Annotated in this window: 14 protein-coding genes and 1 tRNA gene; 7 read left to right on the top strand and 8 right to left on the bottom strand. The window is 66.0% G+C overall.

All coding sequences use genetic code 11. The annotated features are described in order from the left end of the window. Positions 1-105: 105 nt before the first annotated feature. The gene (locus QY307_02480) at positions 106-1,488 is read right to left on the bottom strand and encodes a HAMP domain-containing sensor histidine kinase (protein ID WKZ83136.1); all 1,383 of its coding nucleotides are present in this window, start codon (positions 1,486-1,488) and stop codon (positions 106-108) included. Continuing rightward, positions 1,485-2,195: a response regulator transcription factor gene (locus tag QY307_02475; GenBank protein ID WKZ83135.1), complete on the bottom strand. Its 711-nt coding sequence runs from the start codon at positions 2,193-2,195 to the stop codon at positions 1,485-1,487. The genes QY307_02480 and QY307_02475 overlap by 4 nt, the downstream gene beginning before the upstream one ends. A 143-nt stretch (positions 2,196-2,338) precedes the next feature. Between QY307_02475 and QY307_02470 the strand changes: the two genes are divergently transcribed. Continuing rightward, positions 2,339-3,181, top strand: coding sequence for a hypothetical protein (locus tag QY307_02470; GenBank protein ID WKZ83134.1), 843 nt, complete (start codon positions 2,339-2,341; stop codon positions 3,179-3,181). Positions 3,182-3,460: 279 nt separating this feature from the next. Here QY307_02470 and QY307_02465 read toward each other — a convergent pair whose 3' ends face one another. Then, positions 3,461-3,793, bottom strand: a complete 333-nt coding sequence (locus QY307_02465; GenBank protein ID WKZ83133.1) for a type II toxin-antitoxin system PemK/MazF family toxin — start codon at positions 3,791-3,793, stop codon at positions 3,461-3,463. A gap of 119 nt (positions 3,794-3,912) precedes the next feature. Then, positions 3,913-5,078 (bottom strand): IS3 family transposase gene (locus QY307_02460; protein WKZ83132.1). Its coding sequence is split into 2 segments (ribosomal slippage): positions 3,913-4,788 and positions 4,791-5,078, totalling 1,164 coding nucleotides; the frame shifts between segments, so codons are not numbered across the junction. Between the two features lie 243 nt (positions 5,079-5,321). Between QY307_02460 and QY307_02455 the strand changes: the two genes are divergently transcribed. From QY307_02455 to QY307_02440, 4 genes are all read left to right on the top strand, one after another. Further along, the gene (locus QY307_02455; protein ID WKZ83131.1) at positions 5,322-5,723 is read left to right on the top strand and encodes a hypothetical protein; all 402 of its coding nucleotides are present in this window, start codon (positions 5,322-5,324) and stop codon (positions 5,721-5,723) included. 180 nt (positions 5,724-5,903) lie between these two features. Then, positions 5,904-6,590, top strand: a complete 687-nt coding sequence (locus QY307_02450; protein WKZ83742.1) for an ATP-binding cassette domain-containing protein — start codon at positions 5,904-5,906, stop codon at positions 6,588-6,590. A 70-nt stretch (positions 6,591-6,660) separates the two neighbouring features. Beyond that, entirely contained in the window at positions 6,661-7,764 is a 1,104-nt protein-coding gene (locus QY307_02445) for a hypothetical protein (protein WKZ83130.1), read from the top strand. Between the two features lie 19 nt (positions 7,765-7,783). Next, entirely contained in the window at positions 7,784-8,332 is a 549-nt protein-coding gene (locus QY307_02440; protein WKZ83129.1) for a hypothetical protein, read from the top strand. Between the two features lie 336 nt (positions 8,333-8,668). Here QY307_02440 and QY307_02435 read toward each other — a convergent pair whose 3' ends face one another. The 4 genes from QY307_02435 to QY307_02420 all read right to left on the bottom strand — a co-directional run bounded on the left by QY307_02435 (position 8,669) and on the right by QY307_02420 (position 12,444). Next, on the bottom strand, positions 8,669-9,598 hold the full coding sequence (locus QY307_02435; GenBank protein WKZ83128.1) for an IS481 family transposase: 930 nt from the start codon (positions 9,596-9,598) through the stop codon (positions 8,669-8,671). A gap of 59 nt (positions 9,599-9,657) precedes the next feature. Beyond that, a tRNA-Ile gene (locus tag QY307_02430) sits at positions 9,658-9,733 on the bottom strand. Between the two features lie 59 nt (positions 9,734-9,792). After that, entirely contained in the window at positions 9,793-11,172 is a 1,380-nt protein-coding gene (locus QY307_02425) for a hypothetical protein (protein WKZ83127.1), read from the bottom strand. A gap of 27 nt (positions 11,173-11,199) precedes the next feature. After that, positions 11,200-12,444: an MgtC/SapB family protein gene (locus tag QY307_02420; GenBank protein WKZ83126.1), complete on the bottom strand. Its 1,245-nt coding sequence runs from the start codon at positions 12,442-12,444 to the stop codon at positions 11,200-11,202. Positions 12,445-12,583: 139 nt separating this feature from the next. On the opposite strand from QY307_02420, the gene QY307_02415 reads away from it, so the two are divergent. Together QY307_02415 and QY307_02410 are read left to right on the top strand one after the other, a co-directional pair. Further along, complete coding sequence (locus QY307_02415) at positions 12,584-13,222, top strand: hypothetical protein (protein ID WKZ83125.1); 639 nt, start codon at positions 12,584-12,586, stop codon at positions 13,220-13,222. Beyond that, entirely contained in the window at positions 13,219-14,178 is a 960-nt protein-coding gene (locus tag QY307_02410; GenBank protein WKZ83124.1) for a pyridoxal-phosphate dependent enzyme, read from the top strand. Before QY307_02415 ends, QY307_02410 begins: the two co-directional genes overlap by 4 nt. Positions 14,179-14,292 lie beyond the last annotated feature (114 nt).

The raw sequence follows: 14,292 nt of genomic DNA, 5'->3' as shown, positions 1-14,292 counted from the left end.
GGTCCGTGGCCCCGAGCGGGTCGGGCGGTCGTGGCGACTCGAGTGCGCCTGCCGTCACCATCGGCAGGATGGGCCTAAGACTGAAATTCGCGGTCTGGTGGCGCTTCAGTCGGCGGACGACACCGAGGCGACCGCGGGCAGCCCCACCGTCACCCGGAAACCGCCCTGGGGTGCTTGGTCGGCGTCGATGGAGCCGCCGTGGCCGCGCACGATGGTGGCTGCGATGGACAGGCCCAGACCGGCGCCACCACTGCTCCGGGATCGCGAGCGATCGCCCCGGGCGAATCGCTCGAACACCCTGGCGTGATCACCGTCGGCCAACCCGGGACCGTCGTCGCTCACCTCGAGGACTGCGCGGCCGTCTTGGTGGCGGACGTCGACCACCACCGTCGTCCCTTCCGGGGTGTGGACACGGGTGTTGGCCAGCAGGTTGGCGACGACCTGGGCGAGTGCCTGGGGATCGCCGGACACGACGATCCCTTCCGGGGCGATCAGCGAGACCGGTCGGGTCGGATCGACGGCTCGATGGTCGGCCACGCCGTCTGTGGCGAGCCTCCCCAGGTCCACCCGCTCGCGCCGGATCGGGGAGCCTTCGTCCATTCGCGCCAGCAGCAGCAGGTCCTCGACCAGTCGGTGCATGCGGGTGCTCTCCGCCTCGATGCGGCCCATGGCGCGCCCGACGTCCTCGGCGGTCGGAAGGCCGCCCTGCCGGTACAGCTCGGCGTAGCCGCCGATGGCCGTGATGGGGGTGCGCAGTTCGTGGGAGGCGTCTGAGACGAACCTCCGCAGACGATCTTGGGACTCTCGATCGGATGCCTTGGCCGCCTCGATCTGGGTAAGCATCTCATTGAGGGCGCGGCCCAGACGACCCAGCTCGGTCTTCGCCGATTGAGCATCGACTCGACGCCCGGTCGCGCCGGAGGCGATGGCACCGGCGGTCGCCACCATCCGGTCCACCGGCCGCATGCCGCGGCGGACGGTCCACCAGGTTGCGGCGACGCCGAGGATCAAGACGACGGCTCCGGCGATGATGAGCATCCTGGCGACCAGGCCGACGGCCCGGTCGACCTCCTTGAGAGGCGACGCCCACACCACCGTTGCGGTGTCGGTCGGACGGGTGATCACCACCAGGTAGTCGAACGACCCGTCGTCGGCGGGCAAGGTCGAGAACCCGGTCGGGGTGTGGGCGAGGGTCGACACGTCCGGTAGGGGATCGGGTGCGTCGCCGAACCCGGACGGAGTGGAGCGCAGGACCCTACCTTCCGGGCCGATGACGACCACAGCCACGTTTCTGGGGAACACGTCGCCGCCGCGCACCAGCGTCCGCAGGTCGATCTCGGTCCCGCGGCGCGCCACCTCGTGGAGGGACTCTTCGACCTGGGCGGTGAGGGTCGCCCGGACCGCAGAAGTCGCCACGACCCCGGTGATGCCCACCGCCACGAGGAGCAGCACCGTGAAACCGGCGACGAGTCGGGCCCGAAGCGTCACGGTCGGGGGGTGGTCGGGGGCCGGATCACGTAACCGACACCACGAACCGTGGAGATGATCCGCCCGCTACCGTCTCCGAGCTTGCGCCTCAGGTAGCTGACATAGGTCTCCACGACGTTGTGGTTGCCATCGAAGTCGTACTCCCAGACGTGGTCGAGGATCTGGCCCCTGGACAGGACCCTGCCCTGGTTCATGAGCAGATAGCGCAGCAGCCGGAACTCTGTCGGCGAGAGCACCACCTCCTGGTCGTCATGCCACACCTGGTGGGCGTCTTCGTCGAGGATCAGGCTCCCGCGTTGCAGGCGATGCCGGTCCTCGGCAGGGCCACGGGACCGCCGGAGCACCGCTTCGATACGGAGCCCCAGCTCTTCGAGACTGAATGGTTTGGTGAGGTAGTCGTCCCCCCCGTGCCTGAACCCGGTTCGCAGATCTTCCATCTCGTCGCGGGCCGTGAGGAATACGACCGGTGTGGCGATCGAGTCGCGACGCATCCTCCGGCACACCTCGAAACCATCCATGTCGGGGAGGTTGACGTCGAGGACCACGAGATCGGGCGGGTCCGCCCGAAGCGATTGCAGGGCCTCGAGGCCGCCGGCGACGGCGGCGACCTGGTAGCCGGCGAACCGCAGGGCGCTGCCCACTAGGTCGCGCAGCGACTCCTCATCGTCGACGACGAGGATCCTCACCGGATCGTCGGTTTCAGACATCAGGTCCAACCTATCGGCTTTTCCTGGGAGTTTGCTGAGAGTCGAAGGTGCTACCCGTCCCAGAGAGTTCACAGCCCGCTCCGAGGGATTCCCGAGGTGGGCGGCCGATGCTCCGGATGTCGCACCTAGAGAAGGAGTAACCGATGGGGCTGCGATATCGACTGACGACTGTGGGGATCGTGGCGGCACTGGCGCTGTCCGGTGTCACCCCGGTGTTGGCTCAGCAGACGGATGGGGAGCCGACACGAACCACGATCGTGGACTCCGAGCCGACCACGACGACGCTCGCCGATGATGCCGGGGCCGAGTCCGATGCCAGGCATCGGCCGGACTGCGCCATCCCCGACGTGTATCGGTTCCCGTTCCTCAGGTCATACCTGAACACGGCGGCCGAGGTGATCGGGATCCCGACCACCGAGTTGGTCCGGCTCCTTGCTGAGGGGGAATCGATCGCCTGGGTGGCGCGCGCCAACGGTGTGGATCCGATGGTGGTCGTCGCCGCCCTGGCGGCACCGCTGCACCGCAGGATCGACTACCTGGTCGGCGAGGGGTGCATTCGCCCCGCCCATGGTGAGCGGCTGAAGGCTCATGTCACGGCGAGGTTCACCGCCTTCGTGGAGAAGCCGGGTGGGCCGCTGGGAGGTGACGAGTGCGAGCGGCCCGACCTGTACCGGCAGCCGACCCTGCGCGGCATGCTCAAGGGTGCCGCTCACGCGATCGGTATCGATGTGCTCGAGCTGGTCCGCAACCTCCACTCCGGCAAGTCGATCGCCGAGGTGGCACGCCAGAACGGTTTCGATCCAGGTGAGGTCGTCGCCGCCCTCACGGCAACGGCTGCCGATGAGCTGGCGGCCCTGGTGGAGGCCGGATGCCTTCGTCACGATGCCGCCGCCGCCATCCTGCGAGAGGTCACCGCTCGCGTGGAGGCATTCGTGTGGCACAAGGGCCTCGGATCGGGAATCGGCCGATCGACGGAGCCTCAGTAGCGCAGAGAAGCACATCGCATGAGGCGGCATGCCGTCGTCGGCCATGTCCTGGGGGGTCGGCTCACCCGGCCCCCCAGGTCGTTGGTCTGGTCCGGGACGATCGACGAGTGGGGCCGGCACAGGCTCCCCATGAAGCACACCACTCCGGTGGACCGAGCCGAGCGCCGGCCGGGCAGGCGACGCCAACCGCAGGCCGGTTTCGAGTGGAAGTCGTCACATCGCAGGTGGCGGCAGCCTGCGGGAGAGCAAGGCCGAAGGGAGAGGCGGTACTCAGGTCGGTTAGGCGCCGGCCAGCCCGAAGAAGACCACGATGGCACGACCCAGCCTGACCATGTCCTGATCGGCGAGACGCCCGACCGGTTCTCTCAGCTTGGTGCGAGGCACGGTGGTGATCTTGTCCACCATGAGGCTGCAGGGCATCCGGAGGCCGTTCTGATCGTCGGGGGCCACGGGGAGCCGAATCAGTGGCGCCTCGGTCGGATCGGTGGTGAAGGCGCATACGGTCACCGAGTGTGTCGCATCAAAGCGGTCGTCTTGAACGATGACCACCGGGCGCGGCTTGCCCGCGTATCCGCTACCTGCTGAGGCGGTCCAGATCTCGGAGCGTCTCACCTCTCGTCGAGGCTGACGGCGTCGATGAACGCCTGATCGTCGGCTTGGTGGCCGCTGGCAGCGACCTCAGCCGCCTGGCGATGGGGCCTGGTACACGTTTTGGTGACGGGTGGTTTGGGTTAGGCCGCCTTGGCGGCTGGGGTCATGATCATCTCGTATTCGATGGGGGTCAATCGGCCGAGGGCTTGTTGGCGGCGTCGGCGGTGGTAGGTGCGTTCGATCCAGGTGATGATGGCGATTCGGAGCTCGTCTCGGGTGCGCCAGTGTCGCCGGTTCAGAACGTTGTTCTGTAGGAGCGAGAAGAACGATTCGGCGGCGGCGTTGTCGGCGGCTGAGCCGACCTGGCCCATCGACCCGACCAGGCCGTGACGGTCCAGGCAGCGTTTCAGTGCCCGGGCACGGAACTGCGACCCGCGGTCGGTGTGGACGATGCATCCGGCCACGCCACCGCGGCGGGCGACGGCGATCTCGATGGCGGCGACGGCGAGGCGGGCTTTCATGCGTTCGTCGAGGGCGTAGCCGACGATCCGGTTCGACCACAGGTCTTTGACGGCACACAGATAGAGATTGCCTTCGCCGGTGGGGTGTTCGGTGATGTCGGCGACCCACACCTCGTTGGGGGCCTCGGCGGTGAACTCCCGGCGAACCAGGTCATCGTGGGCGGGGAGACGCCCGATGGTGGTCTTGCGGCGCCGGTTGGCAACGGAGAAACTGGCCCACCAGCCATTCGCGGCGCAGATCCGCCACACGGTGCGGTCACACACGTCATAGCCGCCGGCACGGACCTCGTCGGCCAAGAACCGGTACCCGAACTCGGGATCATCGGTGTGTGCCTCCCGGATCGCCTCGGTCAACACCCCACGGCGGGCCTCGACCGGGCCGATCGGGCGATGCAGCCACCGGTAGTAGGGTTGGCGAGCGACATCGAGTACCCGGCACGCCACCACAACGGGGATCCCGTCGGCAGCGAGCTCGCGAATCACCGGATACATCACCCTTTTGGGAGGTTGGCCCGGCCGAGATACGCCGCAGCCCGGCGCAGCACCTCGTTCTCCTGCTCCAACAGGCGGATCCGACGCCGAGCAGCCCGCAGATCCCCCGACTCGGTCGTGGAGCGTCCCGGCTGCTCACCGGCATCGATCCGGGCCTGACGCAGCCACTTGGTCAACGTCATCGGATGAATCCCGAACTCCGCCGCGATCTGATCCAGTGTCACCCCCTCGTCTCGGCTGCGGGCCACCCGCACGACATCGTCACGGAACTCTCGGGGATACGGCTTTGGCATAGGCAACATCCTTCCCGGCCCACCGAAGCAAGCCAGACTCATTGTCAACTATCCGTGCATCAGGCCCATCGTTCGATGGTCAGGTCAGCGAGGTGCGAGCTCGCACCTCTGGCGAGAATCTCCTTGATCTCGAAATAGGGTCTTTGGGCCCTATCAGACAGTAACTGGGATGAAATGATTGCCTGGAACAGGAAAACGTACGCGGTGTCAACGCACTGGTTCCGGGGGAAGGAGAAGGCACTCATGACAAAGACGATCCGAGTCATCCTGGGGGCTGCGTTGGCCCTGTTGCTCGGCGCCGGTCCCGCGGCTGCGACAGCCTGGGGGCCGATTGACTCCTGGTACAACGGACACCGAGTTGTCAAGGCGTGGGGCGACGCCGGCCACGGATCAACCAGCTGGAATAACTTCTATTTGCAGGACCCGATCAACGACGGAAACACGGTCTACGCGAAGACGAGATTCTATTCGTCGTGGTATCCGTACAGCTTGCTCTATCAACGAACCACTCCTGAGATCGAGAATACAACAAGGTACTTCTCGCACACCGCTCCAGGGTCGTACTATACGATCAAGACGATCGCGTGTGCCGAGATGGGTTGGCCGGTGCCGGATAGTTGCTCAAGTTGGGTCATCATCCCCTAGCCGTCCCTTAGTCTGGAGACGCCCCGCTTGAGGGTGAACGGAGCACCACAACGGCCCAATGGGGAAGGGTGGGTGGAGGACGGGCCTCCACCCACCCTTCGTGTCCAGAATCTCTCGCTCAGGCGCGGCGATCGACTGGTCTTAGACGACATAACCCTGGAGGCGGACACCGGGCTCCTGGTGCTGGCTGGCCCGAATGGGGCCGGGAAATCATCTCTGATTCGTACGCTCGCCAGTTTGTATCCCCCGTCCTCGGGGTCTGTCTTCATTGCAGGCAACTCCCTGTCGGATCGAAGGCAACTGCGGCGCGCTCGTTCCTGGATTGGGTACCTCCCCCAAGACGCCTCGTTTCCGGGCCACTTCACGGCCATCGACGCCGTCGAGTATGCCGCTTGGCTCGCGAAGGTCGCGCGCGGACACAGGCGGAAGGCTGCAAGAGCGGCGCTTGGCGCGTTCGGTGCAACTCACCTGGCAGATAGGAGGATCGGCCAAATGTCGGTCGGCGAAAGGCAGACGGTCTATCTCGCACAAGCCACCGTGCATGAACCCCGGTTGCTGCTCCTTGACGAGCCATCATCTTCAGTCGATTCTTCTCATCGTGCCCGACTGAGGCACCTGCTCCGTGCCTGGTCGCGTAGTCGGTTGGTGGTGCTAGCAACGCACCTGGTTGAGGAGGTCGAGCTCCTGGGTGATCGTGTCGTCGTCCTCGACCGGGGGCTCGTCCTATTCGACGGCAGCGCGAGAGGGTTGGAGGAGCTGGCACCCCCGAACCAAGCGATCGGCGACGAACGGCCGATCGAGACCGCGTTGCGGTTCCTCACGGAGAGCCACTCGTGCACCCCACGGCCAGACTTGCAGGCCGAGTGAGGCTCAAGTGATCACTCTGGGACTCCGACGGTCGATCGGCCGCACTGCGTTTGCGGCGATCGTATCGCTAGTGATCTTCAACTACTTCCTACGGCCCCTCGACTCGCTGCATGAGATGCAATGGGCGATATACAACTTCCACTTCGTCACGGTGCTCCTTGCACCGCTCGTCGCCGGGCTCGGAGCGTGGGAGGGCGTACGGTTCTCTGCGACTAAGGAAGCTGTGGACGCCCGGAACGAAGCAAGACGTGCCGTCACAGCCATTTGGGCCAGTCTGATGACGTGGACCAGCCTCGCGTACCTCGTCGGGCTCACCTCAGTCGTGATTGCTGTCAAGCTGCATGGAACGCCAGGTCATCCGTATGGAACGGCCCTCCAAACAACGCCTCCAGCGTTGGCCTTGGTTGGTTTTGCATGTGCTAGTGGGTTGGTCGTTGGCTGGAAGACTGAGAAGTGGATTTCGGTTGCGATGATGCCCCTCGTCGTCTTCGCGATGATTCTCTTCGGGTACTCGGTTGACTACGCGTTTGTTCGCGTCGGAGGGGCCGGCGCGTCCCTCATCTCCCTCTCACCTCGACAGCCGGTGAGTGCCGTCCAGTTCTCGTTCTACGCCGCGGCAACGATCACAGCCCTTGGGCTGTCACCTCGAATGCCAGGTATGTTGTCCCGCGGCGTCTTCGCGAGCATCGGTGTGGTGATCGCTGCTGCGATCTTGCTGGCGGGGACCGAGGACACACTCGAGGTGGTTCGAGCCGATGTCGCGTGTGAAGGCGACAGGCCGGAGGTCTGCCTCACCGTTGAGTATGAGCGATACCGACCCGATCTCATCGCGGCGCTCGATCCACTGGTCGCAGCCATCAAGGCGAGTGGCCACCCAGCGCCGGTGCGTTTGACGCAAGACCTCTCCGACGTAGGTCCGCTGGTCGGATTCATTCCGCAGGTGCGCGATACGGCCGAGGACCCTCGGTTGGTAGCGACTGGCGCGGTGATCAACTCCTACATACACGACTGCCTAAGTGGCGATCCGGATGATCCCGCTCAACTGGAGATCGTGGGGTCGATTGTGAGATGGGTGGACGAGATTTACGACTACGCCCACGGCATACGAGAAGAACCCCCGCCACTCCTAGCCGCGGCAAGCCGGACCTTGATCGACTGTGCGACTTCTACTTAGACGACTGGATTCAGCGGCAGTGGGCATCTCGGTAGCTGTTGCGCTGCTTCTGTCGGCTGCGTTCAGCACTGCCGTTCGGGTGCCTGGCCGTGTCGAAGTCGTCGCAGATCTATGGCCGTTGCTTCCCGTGATCCCTGCCGGTGTTCTCTTGAATGCCTGCTACTACCTTGGCGACGATCTCGAGCGAATCAGCGTCCGGTCCATGGCCGAACGTAAGGTCGGGCACGTCGCGCTATCGGTGGTGGCCATCGCGACACTGATCGCTTTGAGTCCACCGGGGGTGAATCCTTCAGTTGCCTGCCGAAATTCTTGCTTTCTGGTCGGGCAAGGATACGCACTCTCCGGATTGGTCCCGCGCACGTGGGCAATGCTCATCCAGGTTCTAACGCCTGCGGTGATGTGGCTTATCGGCACCCAGTCCCCAGGGATTCCGCCATCCTCGTGGGCCTTCCTAGTGCACGACAGCGGGTCAACTGCTGCTGCGGTCGCCGCCCTCACCCTGCTGGTCTGCGGGCTCGGCGTCTTTCTCGTCAAAGGCCCCGGCTCAATGGCGCCACGCGGGCAATGAGATTCGCGTGGTGGGGCGGCCAGTCTCGGGCTCCTTACGGTTCGCGGTTGACCTGGTGGTGCTTGCACGCGCCACGACTCGGTAGAGGTCGATCCGTCGGTGCTTGTCCGCAAGAATCTGCATCCCCTAAGAACCGGGAGTCGAATGCCGCCTCAGTCGCTTTCGAGCGGCATTGCGTGTTGCTGGGCCGACATTGAGCGTCCCTGGTTTGAGCGGGTAGTGTCTCCTGCCCGACAGCACGCTCGCGGGCGGCGCTCGATCATCCGAGAGGATCGACGCGATCGCGGTTCGAGTGAGTCGCAGTGGGCCCGGCAGTGTGCAATTGACGGTGTCTGCTTACACCGGTTGGCTCTCGGTGGTCTTCTGCCTTAGCCGTTCGTAGGGGGTCTGGCCGTCGAGGCAGCCGTGTGGTCGGTTGAAGTTGTAGAAGTCCTCCCACTCTTGCAGCTTGTCGTTGAACAGGTCGGTGTCGTCGATGACGACGCCGTCGAGCATCCGGTAGAACTCTTCTTCGTCGATGCGGTGAGATCGTTCCGCTTTGCCGTTGAGTCGGGGGGTGGCCGGTTTGATGTATACGTGTCTGATGCCGCGGTCGAGGACGTGGTAGTGGAACTGGGATCCGAATTCGGCTCCGTTGTCGGTTTGGATGACCTCGACTCGGAACGGCAGCTTGGCCAGGAGGTAGTCGAGGAACTGGATGGCGGTCTTCTGGTTGCAGCGGGGATATGCCCGCAGGACCCGGAGCCGGGTGCAGTCGTCGATGGCGGTGAACTGGTAGAACCGTTTCCCGGCTGCCCCGACGGGGGTGATGAACTTGACGTCGACCTGGACGCGGTGGCCTGGTTGGGGTTTCTCGTAGCGTTTCCATCGCTTCTGGTAGGTCTTGTGGCGTTGCGAGCTGGGGAGTCGGTTCAGCTCGAGCCGGCACAGGATCCGCCATATCCCCGAGGGGCTGATGGTGATCTCGTGGTAGCGGCGGAGATACATGGCGATCTTCCCCGGCCCGAAGTGGTAGTTCTGGCGCAGGTAGATGATCTTTCCCACCACCTCGGCTGAGGTGGCGTTGGGGCTGTGGTGGGGACGTCGGGACCGATCCCGCAGACCTTCGAGCCCTTTCTCTTCGTAGCGGCGCAGCCAGACGTAGAAGGTCTGGCGGCTGATCCCGAAGTAGCGGCAGGTCTGGGCGACGTTGCCGGTCACTTCCTCGGCGTGGCGGATCACCGCCAGCCGATGGTTCACCAGCCGCTGCTGTTGTCTCTCGGTCATCACTCTCCTCGGTTGGATCCGGAGAGCCGAGATGTAAGAAATGTCCGTCAGTTCTAGACTGGTGGGCCCGGCAGGACTCGAACCTGCATCTGTCGGATTATGAGTCCGGCGCTCTGACCGTTGAGCTACGGGCCCCGGCACCAAGCCTAGAAGGCGAGACGGGTCGGTCTGACATGGGTGACGAACGCCGGCATCTACGCCAGGCAGGCGTGCCACTCCAGTCCGACGCCGAACATCGGCTCGGTAACGACGCTTACGTCTTCGCCGATTATCGGGTTGACGATGTCGCGTATGAAGAGCACGGGGGGCCCTCCGGGCCGGCAGCCGTTGTACACCTCGGTGTCGTGCAGGGCGTGGGCCGCCTGAACGATCTCGATGACCTTGGCCGTCCCGTAGGTGGTCTCGAGCCAGTTCCAGAAGCACTCCCCCGTGTAGTACGCATAGATGCCCGGTGCGTCGGGATCGAATGTGGAGAGGTTCGAGTACGGGATCCAGGTGTCGGTACCGCTTGCGATGTCGTACCCGTACCAGGCGTCGTCGCCACATGTGATGTCGGAGGACCGGTTCGCGCCGTTGGAGCGTTCCGTGATCTGCATCCAGGTGGCGAGCCCCTCGTTCAGGAAGCCGCCAAGCGGCGTGTCGCCCAGCACGACATGGGTGAGCTCGTGAGCGGTCGTCGGATCGCATTGGCCGTCCTGGACTGCGGGCCACTCCGAGTCGAGCCACAGGGCGATGCTCTCCAGGTGGAACTCGAGGGAGGCCGCCGACGTCCACCTGCTCATGGGCGATGCGTACCCGCCCGCGTACTCGGAGACCAGGAAACGGTGCGAGATCGGCCTCGGTCCGGTGATTCCCAGGAACTCTTCGATCCGCACGATGCAGTTGGCGTTGGCGAACACCGACCTGGTGGCGAGCGGTTCCAGCTCTGCCGGAGCGATCGACTGCACGACACCTAGTCGCTTCAGTACCTCGCCAGGAACCGGCTGGTACCAGACGTAGTCGGCACATCCGATCTCGCCGCGGTCGACGCATGCCTCGTAGTCGGCGTACTGCGCCGCGTCCGGTGTGATGGTGAGCTCCTCAATCGAAACCTCGAAGGTCGTCTCGGCGGTGCCCTCCGGTTCGGTCACGGCCACCGTCACCGGATAGGTGCCGGGTCCGGCCACGGCCACGGACCCGAGCGTCACGGTCGCGTCGTGGTACCCGGCGCAGGTCCGCGACTCCAGCGCCTCCCCGGTGACAAGAGTCGCCTGCACCGGTGCCGTGATGGTCACCGTGAACTCTCCCGAGTCGCCGGCGGTAGCGTTGCACACGACGACCTCGATGGTCCCCTCGTCGGAGCCGCCTTCGTAGCGGAGCAGCACACCAAAGGCGTCGACCCGGCGGTATGGGGCGGCGGTCGTCGATGTCGACTCCGGAGCAACGCCGGGGGTGGTCGTCCCCGGGGGGGCCACGGTGGTCGTGGTGGAAACCTCCGAGAAGAGGGCGGGGGTCCCTGTCGTGCATCCGGAGAGCAGCAGGGCGAGCGCCACGTGGGCTTGCAGTGCTCTGGCCACGCAGGCTGTCCGGCTCATCTCACCACGCCTCCGAGTCGCATCCCATCAAACCAGCATCCACGCCAGAGCCGTGGCGGCCGCCGCCGGGCCCAGGACGGCAAGAACTTGCAGCCGGAACCTGCGACCACCCAGGAAGGCGGAGAGTGCCGCCTTGACCAGCGTGTTCACCGTGGCAGCGGCCAGCACCGCCTGCGCCGCCGATACCGCCGACACCTTGCCTTCGCGCACCAGGTTGGCGGTGGCCAGGGTGATGGCGTCGACGTCGTTGATACCCGAAATGGCGGCCACCGCCGAGAGTGATGCCTCCGACACCCGATCGACCAGAGCGGCGGCGACGAGCACCACCGCCCCGTACAGGACTCCGAATTGCAGCGCTGCGGTGAGGGTCACGGGATTGCGCACGTCGAGCGGCTGGTCCGCCTCGGCGTGACCCGAACGCCACCACATGACCAGGGCGATCCCTTCGACGGCACAGAACAGCACGACCAGGGGCATGACGAGCAGGCGGCCGACCTCCGGCTCGACGACGAAGGTCTCGATGAGCACCCGCACGTACATCAGCCCGGAGGCCGCCACAACTCCGGCGGCAAGAGCCGAAGTCGCTGTCGGCACCCTGCGCGACATGCGGGAGAACCCGAGGGTCACGGCGGTCGAGGAGACCAGGCCCCCGATCAGCCCGGTCGGTGCCAGCCCGCGCGGGCCGAGCAGGCGAAGCGTCACGTACCCGGCGAGCCCGATTCCGGCGACCAGCACCACCATCAGCCAGATCTCTCGGGGGTTGATTGCGGCGAATGGGCCCATGCGACGGTCGGGTACAAGAGGCAGGATCACGGCCGTGAGGACCCCGAAGCGCAGCACCGCCCGCATGTCCTCGTCGGAGAACCGACCCACGAGGCCGTGCACCCACGCCTTCGACTGGAGGACGGCGGCAACCCCGACCGCCAGCGCCGTCGCCGCCACCTCCTCACCTGACCAGACGAGCACTCCTGCTACGAAAGCGGCGAAGGCGGCAGCCTCGGTGGTGGTCCCCGTCTCGCCCCGCCTGCCGGCAAGCCAGTACTCGACCACGATCAGACCACCGAAGGCGGCGGCGGCAGCGGCAAAGGCGACCGAGGTGAATCGATCTCCGAGGTAGGCGGCGCCGGCCCCCCACACCGAGTACAGGGCGAAGGTGCGCAACCCGGCGAAGTCGTGGCTGCGGTCGGCGCGACCCACCTGGCGCTCCATCCCGATCAGCCCGCCGAGGGCTGCGGCGAGCAGGAAGTGGGCGATGATCTCGCCGGAAGTCATCTTCGCAGCCTATTGCCGTATCGGGCGTCGGTGGGTTGGGTCGGTCGGGCAATCCCACCGGCTTGGATGCCGAACGCCATCGGGCCTGGCAACTACAGTCCCCGTATCGCGGCAAGGTGCCGCTTCCTGGGAGGGATCCATGTTCCGGAAGGGCCTGCTGTTCATTCTGGCCGCTTTGACGCTCATCGTCGGCGCCTGTGGCGACGACGACGCCGCAACCACGACCACCGCGGCTGCGGCGACGACCACCGCGGCTGCGGCGACGACCACCGCGGCTGCGGCGACGACCACCGAAGCGACGGCCGCCACCACGACCACTGAGGCTGCTGCGACGACCACCACGGAAGCCGCTTCCGGGGAGGGGGCCTTGGTCCAGAACCCCGATGGCTCCTACACCGTCGACTGGAGCGCACTCAGCGGTCCGATCTCGTACATCCCCCCGCAGGGTGGCTCGAGCGACCCGTTCTACCATGTCCACAACGACCCGGACACCGACGGCTTCTTCCTGTCGATCGAGGCTTACACGGTCTACGGACCGGGTTGGACCGGCGAGCTGGGGACGTTCGACATCGACTGTTCGTCGGCCGGCACCGGGATCTGTGTCTACTTCGACGCCGATGGCCCCGGCCCGATCCCGGTTTCGGGCGCCGACGGCTCGGCTTCCGGAGAGATCGAGTTCACCATCCTGGAGACAGACCGCTTCGAGGCGACGGTGAGCAACCTCACCTTCGGCGACGGCACCACGATCCCCGGACCGTTCGTCGTCTCTGCCGGGTGATCGTCGGGCGCCCGACGTTCGAGGAAGTCGCCGGCGCCGCCCAACGAATCTCCAGCATCGCCGTGGTGACTCCGGTCCTGGGCGGATCGGGCTTTCCGGGCGGCGGTGAGGTCTGGCTGAAGGCCGAGTGCCTGCAGGAGACGGGCTCGTTCAAGGTCCGGGGCGCCGCCAACACGCTGCTCTCCCTGACCGAAGAGGAGCGTTCCGCCGGGGTGGTGGCGGTGTCCAGCGGTAACCACGGGCGGGCCGTGGCCTTCGTCGCCGCCCGGCTCGGCGTCCGGGCCACGATCTGTCTCTCGGAGCGGGTGCCCTCATCGAAGGTCGAGGCAATCCGAGCACTCGGCGCAGAGGTTGTGGTCGGCGGCCCCGGCCAGGACGAGGCGGAGGCGGCCGCCCTCGACCTGGCGGCCACCGGCGTGACCTACGTGCATCCCTTCGACGATCCTCGCGTGATCGCCGGCCAGGGCACCGTCGGTCTGGAGATCGCCGAGCAGGTGTCGCAGGCAATCACCCTCGTGGTGCCGCTCTCAGGAGGCGGGCTCATCTCAGGTGTGGCCACGGCGGTGAAACACCTGATCCCTGGAGTGAGGGTGGTGGGCGTGAGCCAGGAGAGGGGCCCGGCCATGCACCTCTCGCTCCAGGCGCGAAGGGTCGTGGATGTCGTCGAGGAGGACACCCTTGCCGATGCCCTCGCCGGCGGCCTGGGCCGAGAGAACCACCTCACCTTTGGCATGTGCCGGGACCTGGTCGACTCGACCGTTCTGGTGTCGGAGGAGGATATCTCCGGGGCGATGCGTCACCTCTGGCGGGAACACGGGCTCCGAGTCGAAGGCGGGGGAGCGGTGGGTGCTGCGGCGCTGCTCAGCGGAAAGGTGCCGCCGAGCCCGGTGACGGCCGTGGTGCTCAGCGGAGGGAATGTGGGCGAGGAGACCTGGAGGGCGGTCCTGGACGCCTGACGAGCGATAGCGGCTCCGGGGCTTCCCCTCCTGGAGTGCGCGGGCAGGGGCGGGTACGGCGAAGCCGGGAGGTGTCGGTGTTTCCTCGCCTTCGGGGGAGGGAATGGCGTCGGG

Source organism: Acidimicrobiia bacterium (assembly GCA_030584185.1).
Lineage (GTDB): Bacteria > Actinomycetota > Acidimicrobiia > Spongiisociales > UBA11373.
This window is presented reverse-complemented; position numbering and strand designations above follow the sequence as displayed.

Bases quoted from the DNA above. Each gene is read 5' to 3' on its own strand.
- QY307_02475 (WKZ83135.1), bottom strand. From the start codon at position 2,195: ATGTCTGAAACCGACGATCCGGTGAGGATCCTCGTCGTCGACGATGAG.
- QY307_02470 (WKZ83134.1), top strand. From the start codon at position 2,339: ATGGGGCTGCGATATCGACTGACGACTGTGGGGATCGTGGCGGCACTG.
- QY307_02455 (WKZ83131.1), top strand. From the start codon at position 5,322: ATGACAAAGACGATCCGAGTCATCCTGGGGGCTGCGTTGGCCCTGTTG.
- QY307_02435 (WKZ83128.1), bottom strand. From the start codon at position 9,598: ATGACCGAGAGACAACAGCAGCGGCTGGTGAACCATCGGCTGGCGGTG.
- QY307_02425 (WKZ83127.1), bottom strand. From the start codon at position 11,172: ATGAGCCGGACAGCCTGCGTGGCCAGAGCACTGCAAGCCCACGTGGCG.
- QY307_02415 (WKZ83125.1), top strand. From the start codon at position 12,584: ATGTTCCGGAAGGGCCTGCTGTTCATTCTGGCCGCTTTGACGCTCATC.
- QY307_02420 (WKZ83126.1), bottom strand. From the start codon at position 12,444: ATGACTTCCGGCGAGATCATCGCCCACTTCCTGCTCGCCGCAGCCCTC.